Source organism: Sphaerisporangium sp. NPDC005288, from assembly GCF_040607475.1.
GTDB lineage: Bacteria > Actinomycetota > Actinomycetes > Streptosporangiales > Streptosporangiaceae > Sphaerisporangium > Sphaerisporangium rhizosphaerae.
The window spans coordinates 78,683-93,856 of sequence record NZ_JBEXGT010000025.1 but is presented as its reverse complement, the minus strand read 5'-3'; the positions used below and the strand labels follow the sequence as shown (position 1 = coordinate 93,856).

General features: G+C 74.1%; 14 protein-coding genes. 10 read left to right on the top strand and 4 right to left on the bottom strand.

Annotation, left to right across the window (positions count from 1 at the left end; genetic code table 11):
- Nucleotides 1-185: 185 nt before the first annotated feature.
- From ABZU32_RS23590 to ABZU32_RS23560, 7 genes are all read left to right on the top strand, one after another.
- Nucleotides 186-953: a metallophosphoesterase gene (locus tag ABZU32_RS23590; protein ID WP_354843405.1), complete on the top strand. Its 768-nt coding sequence runs from the start codon at nucleotides 186-188 to the stop codon at nucleotides 951-953.
- Between the two features lie 132 nt (nucleotides 954-1,085).
- The gene (locus tag ABZU32_RS23585) at nucleotides 1,086-1,523 is read left to right on the top strand and encodes an SRPBCC family protein (protein WP_354925068.1); all 438 of its coding nucleotides are present in this window, start codon (nucleotides 1,086-1,088) and stop codon (nucleotides 1,521-1,523) included.
- Nucleotides 1,520-2,704 carry an ArsA family ATPase gene (locus tag ABZU32_RS23580; protein ID WP_354925067.1) on the top strand — a complete coding sequence of 395 codons (1,185 nt, stop codon included), beginning with the start codon at nucleotides 1,520-1,522 and terminating at the stop codon, nucleotides 2,702-2,704. Before ABZU32_RS23585 ends, ABZU32_RS23580 begins: the two co-directional genes overlap by 4 nt.
- Nucleotides 2,704-3,426: a hypothetical protein gene (locus tag ABZU32_RS23575; RefSeq protein ID WP_354925065.1), complete on the top strand. Its 723-nt coding sequence runs from the start codon at nucleotides 2,704-2,706 to the stop codon at nucleotides 3,424-3,426. The genes ABZU32_RS23580 and ABZU32_RS23575 overlap by 1 nt, the downstream gene beginning before the upstream one ends.
- A 16-nt stretch (nucleotides 3,427-3,442) precedes the next feature.
- Complete coding sequence (locus ABZU32_RS23570) at nucleotides 3,443-4,387, top strand: ROK family glucokinase (protein WP_354843394.1); 945 nt, start codon at nucleotides 3,443-3,445, stop codon at nucleotides 4,385-4,387.
- Between the two features lie 86 nt (nucleotides 4,388-4,473).
- On the top strand, nucleotides 4,474-5,193 hold the full coding sequence (locus ABZU32_RS23565; protein ID WP_354925063.1) for an endonuclease/exonuclease/phosphatase family protein: 720 nt from the start codon (nucleotides 4,474-4,476) through the stop codon (nucleotides 5,191-5,193).
- Between the two features lie 182 nt (nucleotides 5,194-5,375).
- Nucleotides 5,376-6,569 carry a hypothetical protein gene (locus ABZU32_RS23560; protein ID WP_354925061.1) on the top strand — a complete coding sequence of 398 codons (1,194 nt, stop codon included), beginning with the start codon at nucleotides 5,376-5,378 and terminating at the stop codon, nucleotides 6,567-6,569.
- 34 nt (nucleotides 6,570-6,603) lie between these two features.
- Here ABZU32_RS23560 and ABZU32_RS23555 read toward each other — a convergent pair whose 3' ends face one another.
- On the bottom strand, nucleotides 6,604-7,053 hold the full coding sequence (locus ABZU32_RS23555; RefSeq protein ID WP_354843385.1) for a hypothetical protein: 450 nt from the start codon (nucleotides 7,051-7,053) through the stop codon (nucleotides 6,604-6,606).
- A gap of 150 nt (nucleotides 7,054-7,203) precedes the next feature.
- Complete coding sequence (locus ABZU32_RS23550) at nucleotides 7,204-7,965, bottom strand: alpha/beta fold hydrolase (RefSeq protein WP_354843383.1); 762 nt, start codon at nucleotides 7,963-7,965, stop codon at nucleotides 7,204-7,206.
- 189 nt (nucleotides 7,966-8,154) lie between these two features.
- On the opposite strand from ABZU32_RS23550, the gene ABZU32_RS23545 reads away from it, so the two are divergent.
- The gene (locus ABZU32_RS23545; protein WP_354925059.1) at nucleotides 8,155-8,868 is read left to right on the top strand and encodes a lysophospholipid acyltransferase family protein; all 714 of its coding nucleotides are present in this window, start codon (nucleotides 8,155-8,157) and stop codon (nucleotides 8,866-8,868) included.
- A 118-nt stretch (nucleotides 8,869-8,986) separates the two neighbouring features.
- Here ABZU32_RS23545 and hypF read toward each other — a convergent pair whose 3' ends face one another.
- Nucleotides 8,987-11,275, bottom strand: a complete 2,289-nt coding sequence (gene hypF / locus ABZU32_RS23540; RefSeq protein WP_354925057.1) for a carbamoyltransferase HypF — start codon at nucleotides 11,273-11,275, stop codon at nucleotides 8,987-8,989.
- A 31-nt stretch (nucleotides 11,276-11,306) separates the two neighbouring features.
- Nucleotides 11,307-12,305 carry a Gfo/Idh/MocA family oxidoreductase gene (locus ABZU32_RS23535; RefSeq protein ID WP_354925055.1) on the bottom strand — a complete coding sequence of 333 codons (999 nt, stop codon included), beginning with the start codon at nucleotides 12,303-12,305 and terminating at the stop codon, nucleotides 11,307-11,309.
- Nucleotides 12,306-12,686: 381 nt separating this feature from the next.
- Here ABZU32_RS23535 and ABZU32_RS23530 point away from each other — a divergent pair, with 381 nt between their 5' ends.
- Nucleotides 12,687-14,183, top strand: a complete 1,497-nt coding sequence (locus tag ABZU32_RS23530; RefSeq protein WP_354925053.1) for an MFS transporter — start codon at nucleotides 12,687-12,689, stop codon at nucleotides 14,181-14,183.
- Between the two features lie 298 nt (nucleotides 14,184-14,481).
- Nucleotides 14,482-15,168, top strand: coding sequence for a cellulose binding domain-containing protein (locus ABZU32_RS23525; RefSeq protein ID WP_354925051.1), 687 nt, complete (start codon nucleotides 14,482-14,484; stop codon nucleotides 15,166-15,168).
- Nucleotides 15,169-15,174 lie beyond the last annotated feature (6 nt).

The window sequence follows — 15,174 nt, the reverse complement described above, 5'->3', positions numbered from 1 at the left end:
ACGCTATCGCGTCGGGCCGACGGTGCGGTAGACGGCGTTCCGAAGGGCCCGACCACGCTATCAGGGCCGCGGCCCCGGACCCGGTGCCCGCACGGCGCGTCCGGCGTGTCGCCCGCGCCCGCCTCCCACGCGGCGGCCCCCTACGCGGCGGCCGGCCCGGGGGCGCCCCGTTTACTATGTGCGTCATGCGGGTCCATGTCGTCAGCGACGTCCACGGGCGCATCGACGCCCTCGCCCGCGCCGCCGATGGCGCCGACGCGCTGGTCTGCCTCGGCGACCTGCTGCTGTTCGTCGACTACGCCGACCACTCGCAGGGGATCTTCGCCGAGCTGTTCGGCCACGAGCGCGCCACCGAGTTCATCGCGCTGCGCACGGCCGGCCGCTTCGACGAGGCGCGCGGCATGTCGGCCCGCCTGTGGGAGGCGCTCGGAGGCGAGCCGCGCGAGCACATCGAGCGGGCGGTCCGCGCCCAGTACGCCCGCATCTTCGCCGCCATGCCGACGCCCGCCTACCTCACCTACGGCAACGTCGACGTGCCCCGTCTGTGGGGCGAGCACCTCAGGGAAGGCCACCATGTGCTCGACGGCCAGACCGCCGAGATCGGCGGGCTCACCTTCGGGTTCGTCGGCGGAGGCCTGCGCACGCGCTACCGCACCCCGAACGAGGTCGACGACGAGGAGTTCGCCCGCAAGGTCGAGGCGGTCGGCGCGGTCGACGTGCTGTGCTGCCACATCCCGCCCGCGGTGCCCGACCTGCTGTACGACGTGGTGGCGCGGCGCTTCGAGCGGGGGAGCGAGGCCACGCTGGAGGCGATCAGGGCGACCCAGCCCCGGTACGCCTTGTTCGGGCACGTGCACCAGCCGCTGGCCGCGCGCACCCGCATCGGCCGCACCGAGTGCGTGAACGTCGGCCACTTCCGCGGCCGGGGGCACCCCTTCGCCCTCGACCTGTGACCGGCGCGACGGTCCCCTCGAAAGGGGTGCCGTCCCGCTTCCGGGCGCCGCCGGGCAGGAGCGTTCCCGGCCGCCGCGAAGATCACACCCTCGGGCGTTCGCTGGGGAACGGCGAACGAGTACGGTAAGCCCATGGCTGATCGCACCACGTCCAGCATCACGATCGGCGCCGCCCCGGCGGCGATCACGGCCGTCATCGCCGACTTCGCCGCCTACCCCGAGTGGGCCGGTCAGGTGAGGTCCGCCGAGGTCCTGTCCGTGGGCGAGGACGGCCGCCCCGACACCGTCCGGTTCGCCCTCGACGCGGGGGTGATCACCGACGAGTACACCCTCGGCTACCGCTGGCACGGCGACCAGGCCGTCGACTGGGAGATGGTCGAGTCCGGCAAGATGCTGTCCGGGCTGACCGGCAGCTACCGCCTCGTCGGCGCGGGCGAGGCCACCGAGGTGACCTACGAGCTGGCCGTGGACCTCAAGGTGCCGATGATCGGCATGGTCAAGCGCAAGGCCGAGAAGGTCATCGTCGACACCGCTCTGAAGGGTCTGAAGAAGCGCGTCGAGGGCCGATGAGCGCCGAGGCGCCGCGCATCCTGCTCTTCACCGGCAAGGGAGGAGTGGGCAAGACCACCGTCGCCGCGGCCACCGCCACGCTCGCCGCCCGCCGGGGGCTCAAGACGCTCGTGGTCTCCACCGACACCGCCCACTCCCTGGCCGACGCCCTCGGCGTGCCCGGCTCCGGCGAGCCGTCGGAGGTCGAGCCCGGCCTGTACCTGCAGCAGGTCGACACCCAGCGGGCGCTGGAGCGCCACTGGGGCGAGCTGCGCGAGTACGCGCGGGGCCTGCTCGCCGAGCTCGGCCTGGACGGGGTCACCTCCGAGGAGCTCACGGTGCTGCCCGGCGCCGAGGAGGTCATCGCCCTGCTCGAGCTGTGCGACCAGGTGCGCACCGGCCGGTGGGACGTGGTGGTCGTCGACTGCGCCCCCACCGCCGAGACCCTGAGGCTGCTGGCCCTTCCCGAGGCCCTCGACTGGCATGTCCACCGCCTGCTCCCCGCCGGCCGCCGGCTGCTGCGCGCCCTCGCCCCGCTCGTCCGGCACGTCGCCCGGCTCAGCCTGCCCGAGGACGCCGTCGTCAGCGCCGGCGAGCGGCTGCACGCCGGGCTCATGGAGGTGCGCGAGCTGCTGAGCGGCGGCGGCGCCTCGGTCCGCCTGGTGCTGACCCCCGAGGCGGTCGTCGTCGCCGAGGCGCGGCGCACCTTCACCTCCCTCAGCCTGTACGGCTACCGCGTCGACGGCGTCGTGGCCAACCGGGTGTTCCCCGAGGACGGCGGCGACGCCTGGCGCAGCGGCTGGGTGGCGGCGCAGGCCCGCCATCTGGCGGCCGTCGGAGAGTCGTTCGCGCCGCTGCCGGTCCACACCGTCCCCTACCTGCCCGCCGAGCCGGTCGGCGCCGAGGCGCTCGCGGGCCTGGCCGAACGGCTGTACGCCGGCACCGACCCGTTCGCGCCTCCCTCCGGCGAGCCGCCGCTGACCGTCCGCTCCAAAGACGATCTCCACGAGCTCACCCTCGCGCTGCCCCTCGCCGACCGGTCGGAGGTCGGCCTGGCCCGCAAGGGCGACGAGCTGATCATCACCGCGGGCTCATACCGCAGGGTCCTCGCCCTCCCCGCCGCACTCGCCCGCAGATCCGTGAGCGACGCCGTGCTCCTCGACGGGCGCCTCCGGGTACGGTTCGAGGCAGGAGGGGCCTGATGACCGAGATGAACGACCGCGACGCCGGCACGCCGGCCGACGGCATCGAAGTGAACGACAGCGACGCCCGGAAGGCGCGTCCCGCCGCGCCCGGCGGAGACGACCGGCCGCGTCCCGCCGCGCCCGGCGGAGAGGACCGGCCGCGTCCCGCCGGAGGCGAGGACGCCGGCCCGCGCGCCGTGCCGCGGGACGAGTGGTTCCAGCAGCGTGAGCGAGAGCGCGAGGACGAGCGGCGCGACGCCGTGCGCGACGAGTGGTTCCGGCGGCGCGAAGGCGACCGGCCGCGCGACTCCCGCGACGCGCGCGGCCAGACCGCCGACCCGCTGGGCTCGGTGGCCGAGGAGGCGCGCAAGCTCTTCGACGCGCTGCAGCAGCGGGTCGGCCGCGAGGTCGGCAAGGGGTTGGTCAAGGGCTCGGTGGCCGGGCTCGGCCACGGCCTCGGGCAGGCCCTCGGCGGCGGCTCCGGCCGCGCGTCCGGTGATGTGTGGGCCGAGGCGGTGTCGGGGCACGATGACGATGAGTACATCTGCCGTGCCTGCCCCGTCTGCCGGCTCAAGGCCGCCCGCCGCGAGGCCGGCGGCGACGTCACCGACCACCTGATCACCGCGGGCGGGGAGCTTCTCGCCGCGTTCCGCCAGGCGGTGGACGCCGTGTCGCGACCGGCCTCGCCGAGGGGCGCCGGCGACACGGACACCCGGGTTCAGCACATCGACCTGGGCTGAGGTGAAGGGATGAGAAATGGCGCTGACGATCGGCGTTGACGTCGGTGGCACGAAGATCGCCGCCGGGGTCGTGGACGAGGACGGCCACATCGTGGAGAACCTCCTGCGACCCACCCCCGCCGACGACCCCGACAAGGTGGCCGAGACGATCGCCGAGGCCGTCCTCGAGCTCGCCGGCCGCCACGACGTCGAGGCCGTGGGGCTGGGAGCGGCGGGGTTCGTCGACGAGACCAGGTCGATCGTCCGGTTCGCCCCTAATCTCGCCTGGCGCGAGGAGCCCTTGCAGAAGGCCGTCGCCGAGCGGGTGAGCCTCCCCGTCGTGGTGGAGAACGACGCCAACGCGATGGCCTGGGGCGAGTACCGCTTCGGGGCCGGGCGCGGCGAGAGCCACGTGGTGTGCGTGACCGTCGGCACCGGCATCGGCGGCGGCCTGGTCTTCGGCGGCGCCCTGTACCGCGGCCGGTGGGGCATGGGCGCCGAGATGGGCCACATGCAGGTCGTCCCCGAAGGGCGGCTGTGCGGCTGCGGCAACCTCGGCTGCTGGGAGCAGTACGCCAGCGGCAACGCCCTGGTGCACGAGGCCCGGCTGCTCGCCGAGGCCGAGCCCGGGCGCGCCCGGCGGCTGCTCGAGCTGGCCGGCGGGTCGGTGGACGGCATCGAGGGCACGCACATCACCCAGGCCGCCAGGGACGGCGACGACGCGGCGCTCACGGCGTTCTCGACGATGGCCGAGTGGCTCGGCCAGGGCATGGCCGACCTCGCCGCCGTCCTCGACCCGGGCCGGTTCATCCTGGGCGGCGGCGTCTCCCGCGCCGCCGACCTGTGGATCGACCATGCCCGCGCGGCGTTCCGGCGCGCGCTCACCGGGCGCGAGCACCGCCCGCACGCCGACATCCGCCCCGCCGAGCTCGGGCCCTCCGCCGGCCTGGTCGGCGCCGCCGACCTCGCCCGCCACCCCTGACCACGCCACCCGGCCGCCTCCGCGCGGCCGGGTGCCATCCCCGCCCGCCCGGGCCGTCAGACCCGTTCCGGAGGCGTCCGCGCTCCATGGTGATCCGCGTCGGCACCTACAACGTGCGCTCCATGTACGACGACAACGCCGCTCTGGCGCGGGTCGTCAGGGCCATGGCGCCCGACGTCCTGTGCCTCCAGGAGGCCCCCCGCCTGCTGCGATGGCGCCGCAGGCGGGCGTGGCTGGCCCGCGCCGCCGGCCTGCGCATCGTCACCGGGCGGCGCTGGGGCGGCGTGGCCGTGATGGCCGGCCCCGGCACGCGGGCCGTCCACGCCGAGAGCCACCTGCTGCGGCCGTTCGCCGGGCTCGAACGGCGCGGGGTCGCCATCGCGGTGGTCGAGCGCGACGGCGTGGCGCTCACCGTCGCCTCGGTCCACCTGGACCTGCGCGCCGCCGCCCGGCTGTGCCACGCGGTGGAGATCATGGGCCTGGCCCAGGACGTCTCCCGCCGCTTCGGCGCGCCGCTGGTGCTCGCCGGCGACGTCAACGAGCAGCCCGGGGGGCCCACCTGGGACTACCTGACCCGCACGCTGGCCGACTGCTACCCCTTGGCGCCCCGGGGCGATGGGCTGACCTTCACCGCCCGGCGGCCGGGCAAGCGCCTGGACGCCGTGCTGGCCGCGCCCGGCGTCGCCGTGCGCTCGTGCGGGGGAGTGGACGCCGCCGCCGCCGATCTGCGGGCGGCCACCGACCACCTGCCCGTCCTGGCCGAGCTCCTCGTGGCCCCGCCCGGCGGCGAACGCCTGGCGGGATGACCGCGCGCCACCCCGGCCCGATGGCGAACGCCGGAAATGACCGCGCCGCCGTGGCTCGGGGGCGAGTGTGGCGGGGCCTGGCGGTGTGATCGCGTCGACGGGCGGACTGTGTTCAGGTGACCGTTTGGTCAACACTCGGGTAGCTTCCGCGCGCGGGATGGCGGGAGACGTACGATTTGGTCATGTCCCGCCGCCTGCCGAGGCGTGCGTTGCCGTTGTGCGTGCTGCTGACCGGAGTGCTGACCGGTGCGCTCGTCCGCACCATGCCCGCGGCCCACGCGCACGCCGAACCGCCCCGCCCGCGTGCCGCCGAGCGCGGGCCGGTCGGCATGTTCCAGGAGTCGGCCACCGCGCGGCTCCAGAGCGACGGCTCGCTGTCCGACGTGGCAGGGCTGTCCAAGACCGACATCTGGGCCGTCGGCCAGGAGGACGTCTGGGAGGCCTGGCAGAACCGCGGCGTCATCACCCACTGGGACGGCGCCGCCTGGACCGAGGTGGGCATCCGCAACGACGCCTCCAGCGCCGGTCACCTGAGGTCGGTGGCCGCGGCCACGCCGCGCGAGATCTGGGCGGTCGGCGAGGGCCACGACGGCCTGCCCTACGTGGTGCGCGGCGACGGCTCGGTGTTCGACCGCGTGAGCGTGCCGCAGCTCGGCACGGGCGACTGGCTCGGCGGGGTGGACGCCGTCCCGGGCCGCATGGTCGCCGTGGGCGGACGCGGCGGCCAGCCGCTGATCGCCACCTCCACGGCGAAGGGCTGGACCACCGTCAAGGGCAAGAGCAAGGGCATGCTGTACGGGGTCGCGCTGACCCGCAAGGGCGACGGCTGGGCGGTCGGCGACGGCGGGTCACAGCCGCTGGTCATGCGGCTGTCGGACGGCGCGTGGAAGAGCGTCCCCACGCCCTCGATCGCCGGCGGCTACCTGCGCGACGTCTCCATGCAAGGGCCGAAGAAGGCCGTCGCCGTGGGCGGGGTCTACCACGACGGCGGCAAGATCTCCCCGCTGATCCTCGAGTGGAACGGCAAGCGCTGGCGGCGGGCCGAGGCGCCCGACCGCTACGCCGAGCTCTACGGCGTCACCGGCGACGGCAAGGGCCACTTCTGGGTGTCGGGGTTCGACCCCGCGCACCCGGGCGAGGCCTATCTGCTGCGCGGCGGGTCCGGCTGGCGGGTCGTCCGCGGCGAGGAGTCCGCCCGGCCGCGCACGATGCGCCTGCAGGCGGTCACCCACGTCGGCGACCTCACCATGGCCGTCGGGCACGTCGTGGACGCGGCCGACCGCTACACCGACGTGATCGAGCGCTTCCAGCCCGCGGAGGCCAAGAGCGACGCTGCCGCGCCGGCCCGCACCACCGGTGCTCCCACGGCGCGGTGACCGGCGCCGCGCGGCACCACCTGGCAGGGGCCGCTCAGATGACCGCGCCGTCGTCCCAGCCGGAGTCGGGCGGTGAGCCGTCGCCCATGCGGACGATCAGCGCGACGAAGCCGCCGATGAACGCCGAGATGGCGGCGAAGATGATCCACCCCTCCATCGGCCACGACAGGAGCGCGGCCAGCAGGAGATAGGCCGGGCCGCCGAAGAGCGCCAGCCAGGCGATCTTGGTGCCGGAGTCCATCTTCGGCAGCGGGGGAGGGGGCGGGGGAACGTAATGGTCACCGTCGTCCTCGGCGACGGCGTCGTCCCGCTCGTCCTCACGAACCTCCGCGGGGACCTCGGCCTTCACCGCCTGGGGGGCGTCGTCGACGGGGACGTTCTCACGATCCGGCCACGGCTGCGCGCCCGAGGTCGGTTCGGCGGTCTCGTTGAAGGAGGCGACGATCTGACGCCAGACCTCGTCCTCATCGCTCTGTGGCGTCACCGGTCACTTCGATTCGTTCCAATGCTCATGGGCGCGCTCGCTGGATTGCTCGTGCTGCTGACCGTTGCTCGGTGGGTGGCTCCTGGATCGCATCGCTCGGGGCCGCCGCCACGTCTCGCCGCCTGACGCGGGCCGGGGCAGGGGGCCGGATCAGTCTCTCTGCAAGGGTACCGACGCGTGGGCCCTGATGAAGTCCAGGCTCCCCTCGAATATCAGAGGCGCATCGTTGTCCAGTGTGGCGACGTGGTAACTGTCGGCGCATTCGCGCACGGTCAGGTTCGCGCCGAGCACTTTGCGCAACAACTCGACACTGGCCGGCTTCACCACGTGGTCCTCGGGGCTGTGGTAGACCAGCACCGGCTGGGTGACGCGGCCGAGCTCCGACTGCACCAGCGACCACAGCTTGGGCAGCGTGGCCGCCGCCCTGACCGGCGTGCGGGTGTAACCCAGCTCGGTCACGCCCTCGCGCTTGATGTCGTTGGCCACCCCGGCGACCGAGGACACCACGAACTTCAGCACCGGGGCCAGCTTCAGCAGGGGCACGTCGTTGACGATGGAGGGGTTGACCACCACCACGCCCCGCACGGCCCGGCCGTGGACCTCCGCCAGCCGCAGCGCCATGCACCCGCCCATGGACAGCCCCATGACGAACACCTCGGCGCAGCGGCCCCTGAGGTTCTCGAAAGCCCGCTCCAGCTCGGCGTACCAGTCTTCCCACCGCGTGCGGTTCATCTCCTGCCAGGTCGTCCCGTGCCCGGGAAGGCGGGGCAGCGAGACGGTCAGGCCGGCCGCCGCCAGGTGCTTCGCCCATGGGCGAAGCGACTGCGGCGTCCCGGTGAAGCCGTGGCAGAGCAGCACCCCGACCTCGCCACCCTCGTGCTCGTACGGCTCGGAACCGGGCATGAGCGGCATGATGGTTCCCTCCTGGTGCGGCTCGCCTGATCGTCGCATGTTCGGGGCCCGCCCGCGAGATCCGCGGGCCAGGGTGTCGCGGACGGCGCACGGCGAGGTGTAGGTGGTGTGTCGTGGGCATGCGAAGATGACGCCACGCCTGTGAGACGGGCGTGTCGCGACCGCGTGAGCCGGAGAAGGAGTGCCCGAGTGTTCTACTGGGTGGTGAAGGCCATTCTGGCTCCGTTCCTTCATCTGGTGTTCCGCCCCTGGTCGGAGGGCACCGACCACGTCCCCAAAGAGGGTCCGGTCATCCTCGCGGGCAACCACCTGTCCTTCGCCGACCACTTCTTCGGCGCCCTCCCGCTGCCCCGCAAGGTCATCTCGCTCGGCAAGGCCGAGTACTTCACCGGGCGCGGCGTGAAGGGGCTGATGAGCCGGGCGTTCTTCACCGGCGTCGGCACGGTGCCCATCGACCGCTCCGGCGGCAAGGCCAGCGAGGCCGCGCTGCGCACGGGGCTGCGCGTCCTGCGCGAGGGCCACATCCTCGGCATCTACCCCGAGGGCACCCGCTCGCCGGACGGCCGCCTCTACAAGGGCAAGACCGGCGTGGCCCGCCTGGCGCTGGAGTCGCGCGTGCCGGTGATCCCCTGGGCGATGGTCAACACCTTCGAGATGATGCCCACCGGCCGGCCGTTCCCCAAGCTCGGCATCCGCCCGGGCGTGCGGTACGGCAAGCCGCTGGACTTCTCCCGCTACTACGGCATGGAGGAGGACCGCCTGGTCCTGCGCGCCGTCACCGACGAGATCATGTACGCGCTCATGGAGCTGTCGGGCCAGGAGTACGTCGACAAGTACGCCGCCAGCGCCAAGGTCGAGATGGCCCGCGCCGCCAGGAAGTCCGGCTCCACCCCGGCCTCCTGACCACCCGCCACGCCCGCCGGCCGCTCACCGAGGCTCCCGTGGGCAGGCCGCGCCTCCCCGCGTCCGCCTGCGGCTCCTCGCGGCGGCCCGCGGCTTCTGCTCACGGGGCGTCCGGGGGTCACGCCTCGCCGGAGCGCCGCTGCCGGGCGGCGGCCACCGCGACCTGGCCGAGGCTGATCCCCCCGTCGTTGGGCGGCACCCGGCGGTGCGTCAGCACCGTGAACCCGTGGTCCTCCAGCAGGGCGCACGCCCGCTCCAGCAGCAGCATGTTCTGGAACACGCCGCCGGACAGCGCCACCGCCGTCAGTCCGGTGTCCTCGCGCACCCGCAGGCAGCCGGAGAGGATCAGCCGGGCGACGCCGTTGTGGAACCGCGCGGAGACCACCGGGGCCGCCACCCCGGCCAGCACGTCCTCCAGCGCCGCCTCGACCAGGTCGCGTCCCTCCGCCGCGAAGCCGCCGGACGGTTCCGGTGCGGGGGCGGTGAGCAGGCGGCAGGGGTAGGCGCCGCGTTCGCGGGGGTCGGCGAGCTGTTCCAGCTCGACGGCGGCCTGTCCCTCGTAGGTCACCGCGTCGCGGCCGGTGACGATCGCCGACACCGCGTCGAACAGCCGCCCCGCGCTCGAGGTCAGTGGTGCGTTCACCCCGTGCCCCGCCATGGTCACCACGGCGTCCCACAGGGCCGCGTTGCGCGCCCGGACGCCGAGCGACCGCGGCGCGCCGCCGCCGAGGTAGGCCGCGGCCATCCGCCAGGGCTGCCGGACCGCCGCGGCGCCCCCGGGCAGCGGCACCGCCGCCAGATGGCCGGCCCGCCGGAACCCGGCCAGGCCGGCGACCAGGAACTCCCCGCCCCACAGCGTGCCGTCCGCGCCGTACCCCAGGCCGTCGAAGGCCACCCCGATCACCGGCCCCTGCGCGCCGTTGTCGGCCAGGCACGAGGCGATGTGCGCGTGATGGTGCTGCACGCCCATCCGCTCGGCGTCCTCGCGGTCCAGCGCGTACTTGGTGGACAGGTACTCCGGGTGCAGGTCGTGCGCCACCACCGCGGGACGGATGCCGAACAGCCGCTCGAAATGGCGCACGCCCTCGACGAACGACCGCAGGGTCTCGTAGTTCTCCAGGTCGCCGATGTGGTGCGACACGAAGGCCCGGCTGCCCTCGGCCAGGCAGAAGGTGTGCTTCAGTTCGGCGCCGCACCCGAGCACCGGCCGGCGCGGCCCCCGGGCGAGCGGCAGCGGGGAGGGGACGTGGCCGCGCGACCGGCGGAGCGGCAGCTCCCGGCCGCGGAACACCCGCACGACCGAGTCGTCCGTGCGCGTGTGGATGGGCCGGTCGTGGGTCAGGAAGGCGTCGGCGATGCCGCGCAGGCGCTCGAACGCCGCCTCGTCGGTGTAGGCGATCGGCTCGTCGGACAGGTTGCCGCTGGTCAGCACGATCGGCTCGGGGAAGCGGCGCAGCAGCAGGTGGTGCAGCGGGGAGTAGGGGAGCATCACCCCGAGCGAGCGGGCGCCCGGGGCGACGGCGGGGGCGATCGCCGCGTCCGGGCGGCGGCCGAGCAGCACGATGGGCCGCTGCCTGCCGGTCAGCAGCCGTTCCTCCTCCGGGCCGACGTCGCACAGCCGCCGCGCCGCGTCCAGGTCGGCCGCCATGAGCGCGAACGGCCGGTCCTCGCGGCGCTTGCGGGCGCGCAGCCCGGCCACCGCCCGCCCGTCGCCGGCCCGCACCGCCAGGTGGTACCCGCCGATGCCCTTGACGGCCAGCACCAGCCCGCGCCGCAGCAGGGTCGCGGCCCGGGCGAAGGGGTCGCCCGGGATCTCGCGGGACGCGGCGTCCACCAGCCGCAGGCGGGGGCCGCACGCCGGGCAGCACACCGGCTGGGCGTGGAAGCGCCGGCTCGCCGGGTCGTGGTACTCCGCGGCGCACGCCTCGCACAACGGGAAGGACGCCATCGTGGTGCCCGCGCGGTCGTAGGGCGAGGACAGCACGATCGTGAACCGCGGGCCGCAGGCGGTGCAGTTGACGAACGGGTAGCCGAACCGGCGGTCGGCCGGGTCCGCCAGCTCGCGCAGACAGTCATCGCAGGTGGCGACATCGGGCGAGATCAGGGCGCGGCCTCGTCCGGCGCCGGTGCTCGGGACGATGCCGAACCCCGGCTCGCCGGTGACCGGGATCTCGCGCGAGGTGACCCGGTCGACCACCGCTAGCGGCGGCGGCCGCTCGCGCACCGCGCGCACGAACGCGGCGACGGCGCCCGAGGCGCCCTCCACCTCGATGAACACGCCGCGCTCGTCGTTGCCGACCATTCCGCGCAGGCCGAGATCGGTGGCGAGCCGGTGGACGAAGGGGCGGAACCCCACCCCCTGGACGACACCGTCGACACGGACCTCGGCGCGGACACAGGACCTCACATGATCAGTCTCGGCCTCGTCACCCGGCTGATCAACGAACCTCGGCGGCCATGTCGGACGGCGGCGCGGCGGACCGGGCGACGTGCTCGCGCGCCCGGTCCAGCAGGCGGGCCATGGCGAGGGAGTCGTCCAGCGGCATGATCGCGCTTTCGGCGCGGCCCTCGGCGAGCGCGTCGCGGACCTCCCTGATCTCGCCCGCGTAGCCGTTGTCGGACTGCGCGATGACGTGCTCCTCGGGCTCGCGGGACGGGCCGTGCAGCAGCATGCGCCGGGTGGCGTAGAACGGCGCCTCCAGCTCGGCGCGCATCAATGTGCCGGTCACCGTGGCCGCGTTGGACAGCGGGCTGAGCAGCGAGGTGTCCAGCAGCGCCCGCGCCCCGCCGTTCCACGACAGCAGCAGCCCCGCCTCCGCGTCGACCCCGCCGGCCGACAGCGAACCGGTGACGTCCATGGCGTCGGGCTCGCCCAGCAGCAGCTGCGCCAGCCCCATCGGGTAGATGCCGAGGTCGAGCAGGGCCCCGCCGCCGAGCGCCGGATCCCACAGCCGGTGCGCCGGGTCGTAGGGCAGTGGGAACCCGAACGACGCGGCCACCGAGCGCGGCGTGCCCAGCGCGCCCTCGCCGATCATGCGGTGCAGCCGCTGGACCAGCGGGTTGAACCGCATCCACATGGCCTCCATGAGGAAGACCCCGGCGTCGCGGGCGAGCTTGACCATGCGCTCGGCCTCGGCGGCGTTCAGCGCCAGCGGCTTCTCGCACAGCACGGCCTTGCCCGCGGCGATGGCCAGTTCGGCCACCGGCAGGTGGTGCGAGTGCGGCGTCGCCACGTACACGACGTCGACGTCCGGGTCGAGCACCAGCTCGGCGTGCGAGCCGTACGCGCGCGGCGCGCCCAGTTCGGCGGCGAGCGCGGACGCCCGGCCGAGGTCGCGCGACCCGACGGCGGCGACGCGCATGCCGGGTTCGGCGGCGATCACCTTCCCGACGGTGCGCGCGATTCCGCCGGTGGCGGCGATACCCCATGACAGCACGATGTTCCTCCTTGGTGTGATCCGCGCCGCACGCCTCACGGCGTGCCGGCGGTCTGGTGCGGTGGTCGGTGGTCCTGCGGCGGGCGGGCGGCCCCCGGCGCTCCCGTGGACATCCGCGCTCCTCCAATGGCCGGCGTTCAGCGGAACGTGCCGGCACGGCGTGCGCCAGGTGTCGTACGTCTATCACACGCGCGAGCTCCGGCGGCCTGCCGCCCAGGGGACGCGGGGGTGCGGCGGCGCTGGGGAAACGGCGGGTTCGCGCCGCATCCTCCGCTGATCGCGGGGGTGCGCGGGCGGGGGACGAGGCGGGAAAAGATCGTGATCAACGGGTATGTATCGTGCTTGTGCACACTTTTAGTGATCAATGATCGGGGACGGTTCATGAGCGTTTCGGCTTCGGAGAGCGGCCCTCCAAAGAAGGAGGACGGAGCGGAGCCCGGCTCCCGGGTGCGGGCGCCGGGCGTGGTGGTGGCGGTGCTGGCGTTCTGCGGCATCGTCGTGTCGCTGATGCAGACCATCGTCGTGCCGCTCATCCCCGACCTGCCGCGCCTCGTGCACACCTCCGCGGCCAACGCCTCCTGGATCATCACCGCCACGCTGCTCGCCGCCGCGGTCTGCAACCCGGTGAGCGGCAGGCTCGGCGACCTGTACGGCAAGCGGCGCGTCATGCTCGCCAGCCTGCTGCTGATGATCATCGGATCCGTCGTCTGCGCGCTGTCGGAGGGGCTCATCCCGGTGGTCGCCGGGCGGGTGCTCCAGGGGTGCGCCATCGGGGTGATCCCGCTCGGCATCAGCATCATGCGGGACGAGCTGCCGCCCGAGCGGCTCCCCTCGGCGATGGCGCTGATGAGCGCCACCCTCGGCGTGGGCGGCGCCATCGGCCTGCCGCTCGCCGCCTTCATCGCCCAGCACGCCGACTGGCACGCGCTGTTCTGGATGGCCGCCGCGGCCGGGGCGGTCAACCTGCTGCTGGTCGCGCTGATCGTCCCGGAGTCGCCGCTACGTGCCGCCGGCACGTTCGACGTCCCGGGCGCCATCGGCCTGACGGTGGGCCTGGTCTGCCTGCTGCTGGCCATCACCAAGGGCGGCGACTGGGGGTGGACGAGCGCCCCGACCCTCGGGCTGTTCGCCGCCGCCGTGGCCGTCCTGCTCGCCTGGGGCCTGATGGAGCTGCGCCTGCGCGCGCCGCTGGTCGACCTGCGCACCACCGCGCGCCGCCCCGTCCTGCTGACCAACCTGGCCTCGGTGGTCGTCGGCTTCGCGCTGTTCGCGATGTCGCTGGTGCTGCCCACGCTGCTGCAGAGCCCGCCCGCCACCGGGTACGGGCTCGGGCTGTCGCTGGTCGAGGCGGGGCTCTGCCTGGCGCCCGGCGGCCTGGTGATGATGCTCCTCTCGCCGGTGTCCGCGCGGGTGTCGCGGCGGTGGGGGCCGAAGGTCGCCCTGATGGCCGGCACACTGGTGATCGCCGCCGGGTACGCGGCCACGCTGGGCCTGATGCGCTCGGCGTGGGAGGTCGTGATCGGCGGGTCGGTGATCGCGGCCGGGGTCGGCCTGGCCTACGCCGCGATGCCGGCGCTGATCATGAGCTCGGTGCCGGCGTCGGAGACCGCCGCCGCCAACGGGCTGAACGCGCTGATGCGCTCGATCGGCACCTCGGCCTCCAGCGCGGTGACCAGCGTCGTGCTGGCCCACATGACCCTGGCGGCGGCAGGCCCGTACACGCTGCCCTCCCTGCGCGGCCTCCAGGTCGCCCTGCTGATCGCCTGCGGGGTGTCCCTCCTGGGCGCCGCGATCACCTACTTCATCCCCGGACGGCCACGCCCCGGCCGCCCCGGCGGCGACCCGGTGACCGGCTCCCTCGCCCGCTCCACCGGCTGAGCCCCCAGGCTCGTGCCGCGTCGCGGTGACCGGCGTCCCGGATGAAAGCTTCATGCACGACCAGCGCATCCGGGCGCGGGGAGCGAGGGTCCCTTCTCGGGGCGCGCCAGGCGTTCGATGCTCGCAGGGAGAGGTCGTCGCCGTCGTGCATCGCTGGAGGGATCGGATGGGACTCCGCGCACCATGTTCATGGGGTAGGTGGGCGGCTTCGGCCGTCGCGTCGCTCGCCCTCGCTCTGACCGCCGTCTCCGGGGCGTACGCCGCCGCCCCGGCGAGCCCGGCGTCCGGCTCGGGCGCCGTGTCCGCCGCCGACACCACGCCGCCGTCGAAGCCGACCGGTCTTTACGAGCCCTGCTCCTCCGACACCTTGTACGTGCTCTTCTGCTGGACGCCGTCCACCGACGACGTCGGGGTCGTCGCCTACGACGTCTACCGGCAGGGGGACACCGGGTACGTCCAGGTCGGGACGTCCTCGTATCCGGCCTTCGGAGATGACGACGTGGTCATCGGGAGGACCTACACCTACATCGTGATCGCCAGGGACGCGGCGGGCAACCAGAGCGCGCCATCCGACCCGTTCGTGGCCCTCGCCCGCGGCGGGCTCCCCTCGCCGACGGCCACCCCGACCCCCACCCGGACGCCGCCGAGCCTCGCGTGCGACGTGACCTACGAGTTCGTGGCGTGGCGGACGGGCCAGAACGCCTGGATCACGCTCAAGAACACCGGCACGGCCCCGATCGCCGGCTGGACGCTGTCCATCAGGTGGCAGGAGCCCGCTCCGCGCCTGACTTCGGGCCACTCGGCGGTGTGGAGCCGCACCGACTCCTTCTTCACCGCCCGCAACCTGGCCTGGAACAAGGTCATCGCGCCCGGCGCATCGGTGCAGGTCGGCTTCACCGCCGCGCATACCGGCGCCACCCCCGTCCCCCTGTACTACGGCGTGAACGGCGTCTACTGCTCCTCCACCTACGGCCCGCGCCGATAGCCGGGC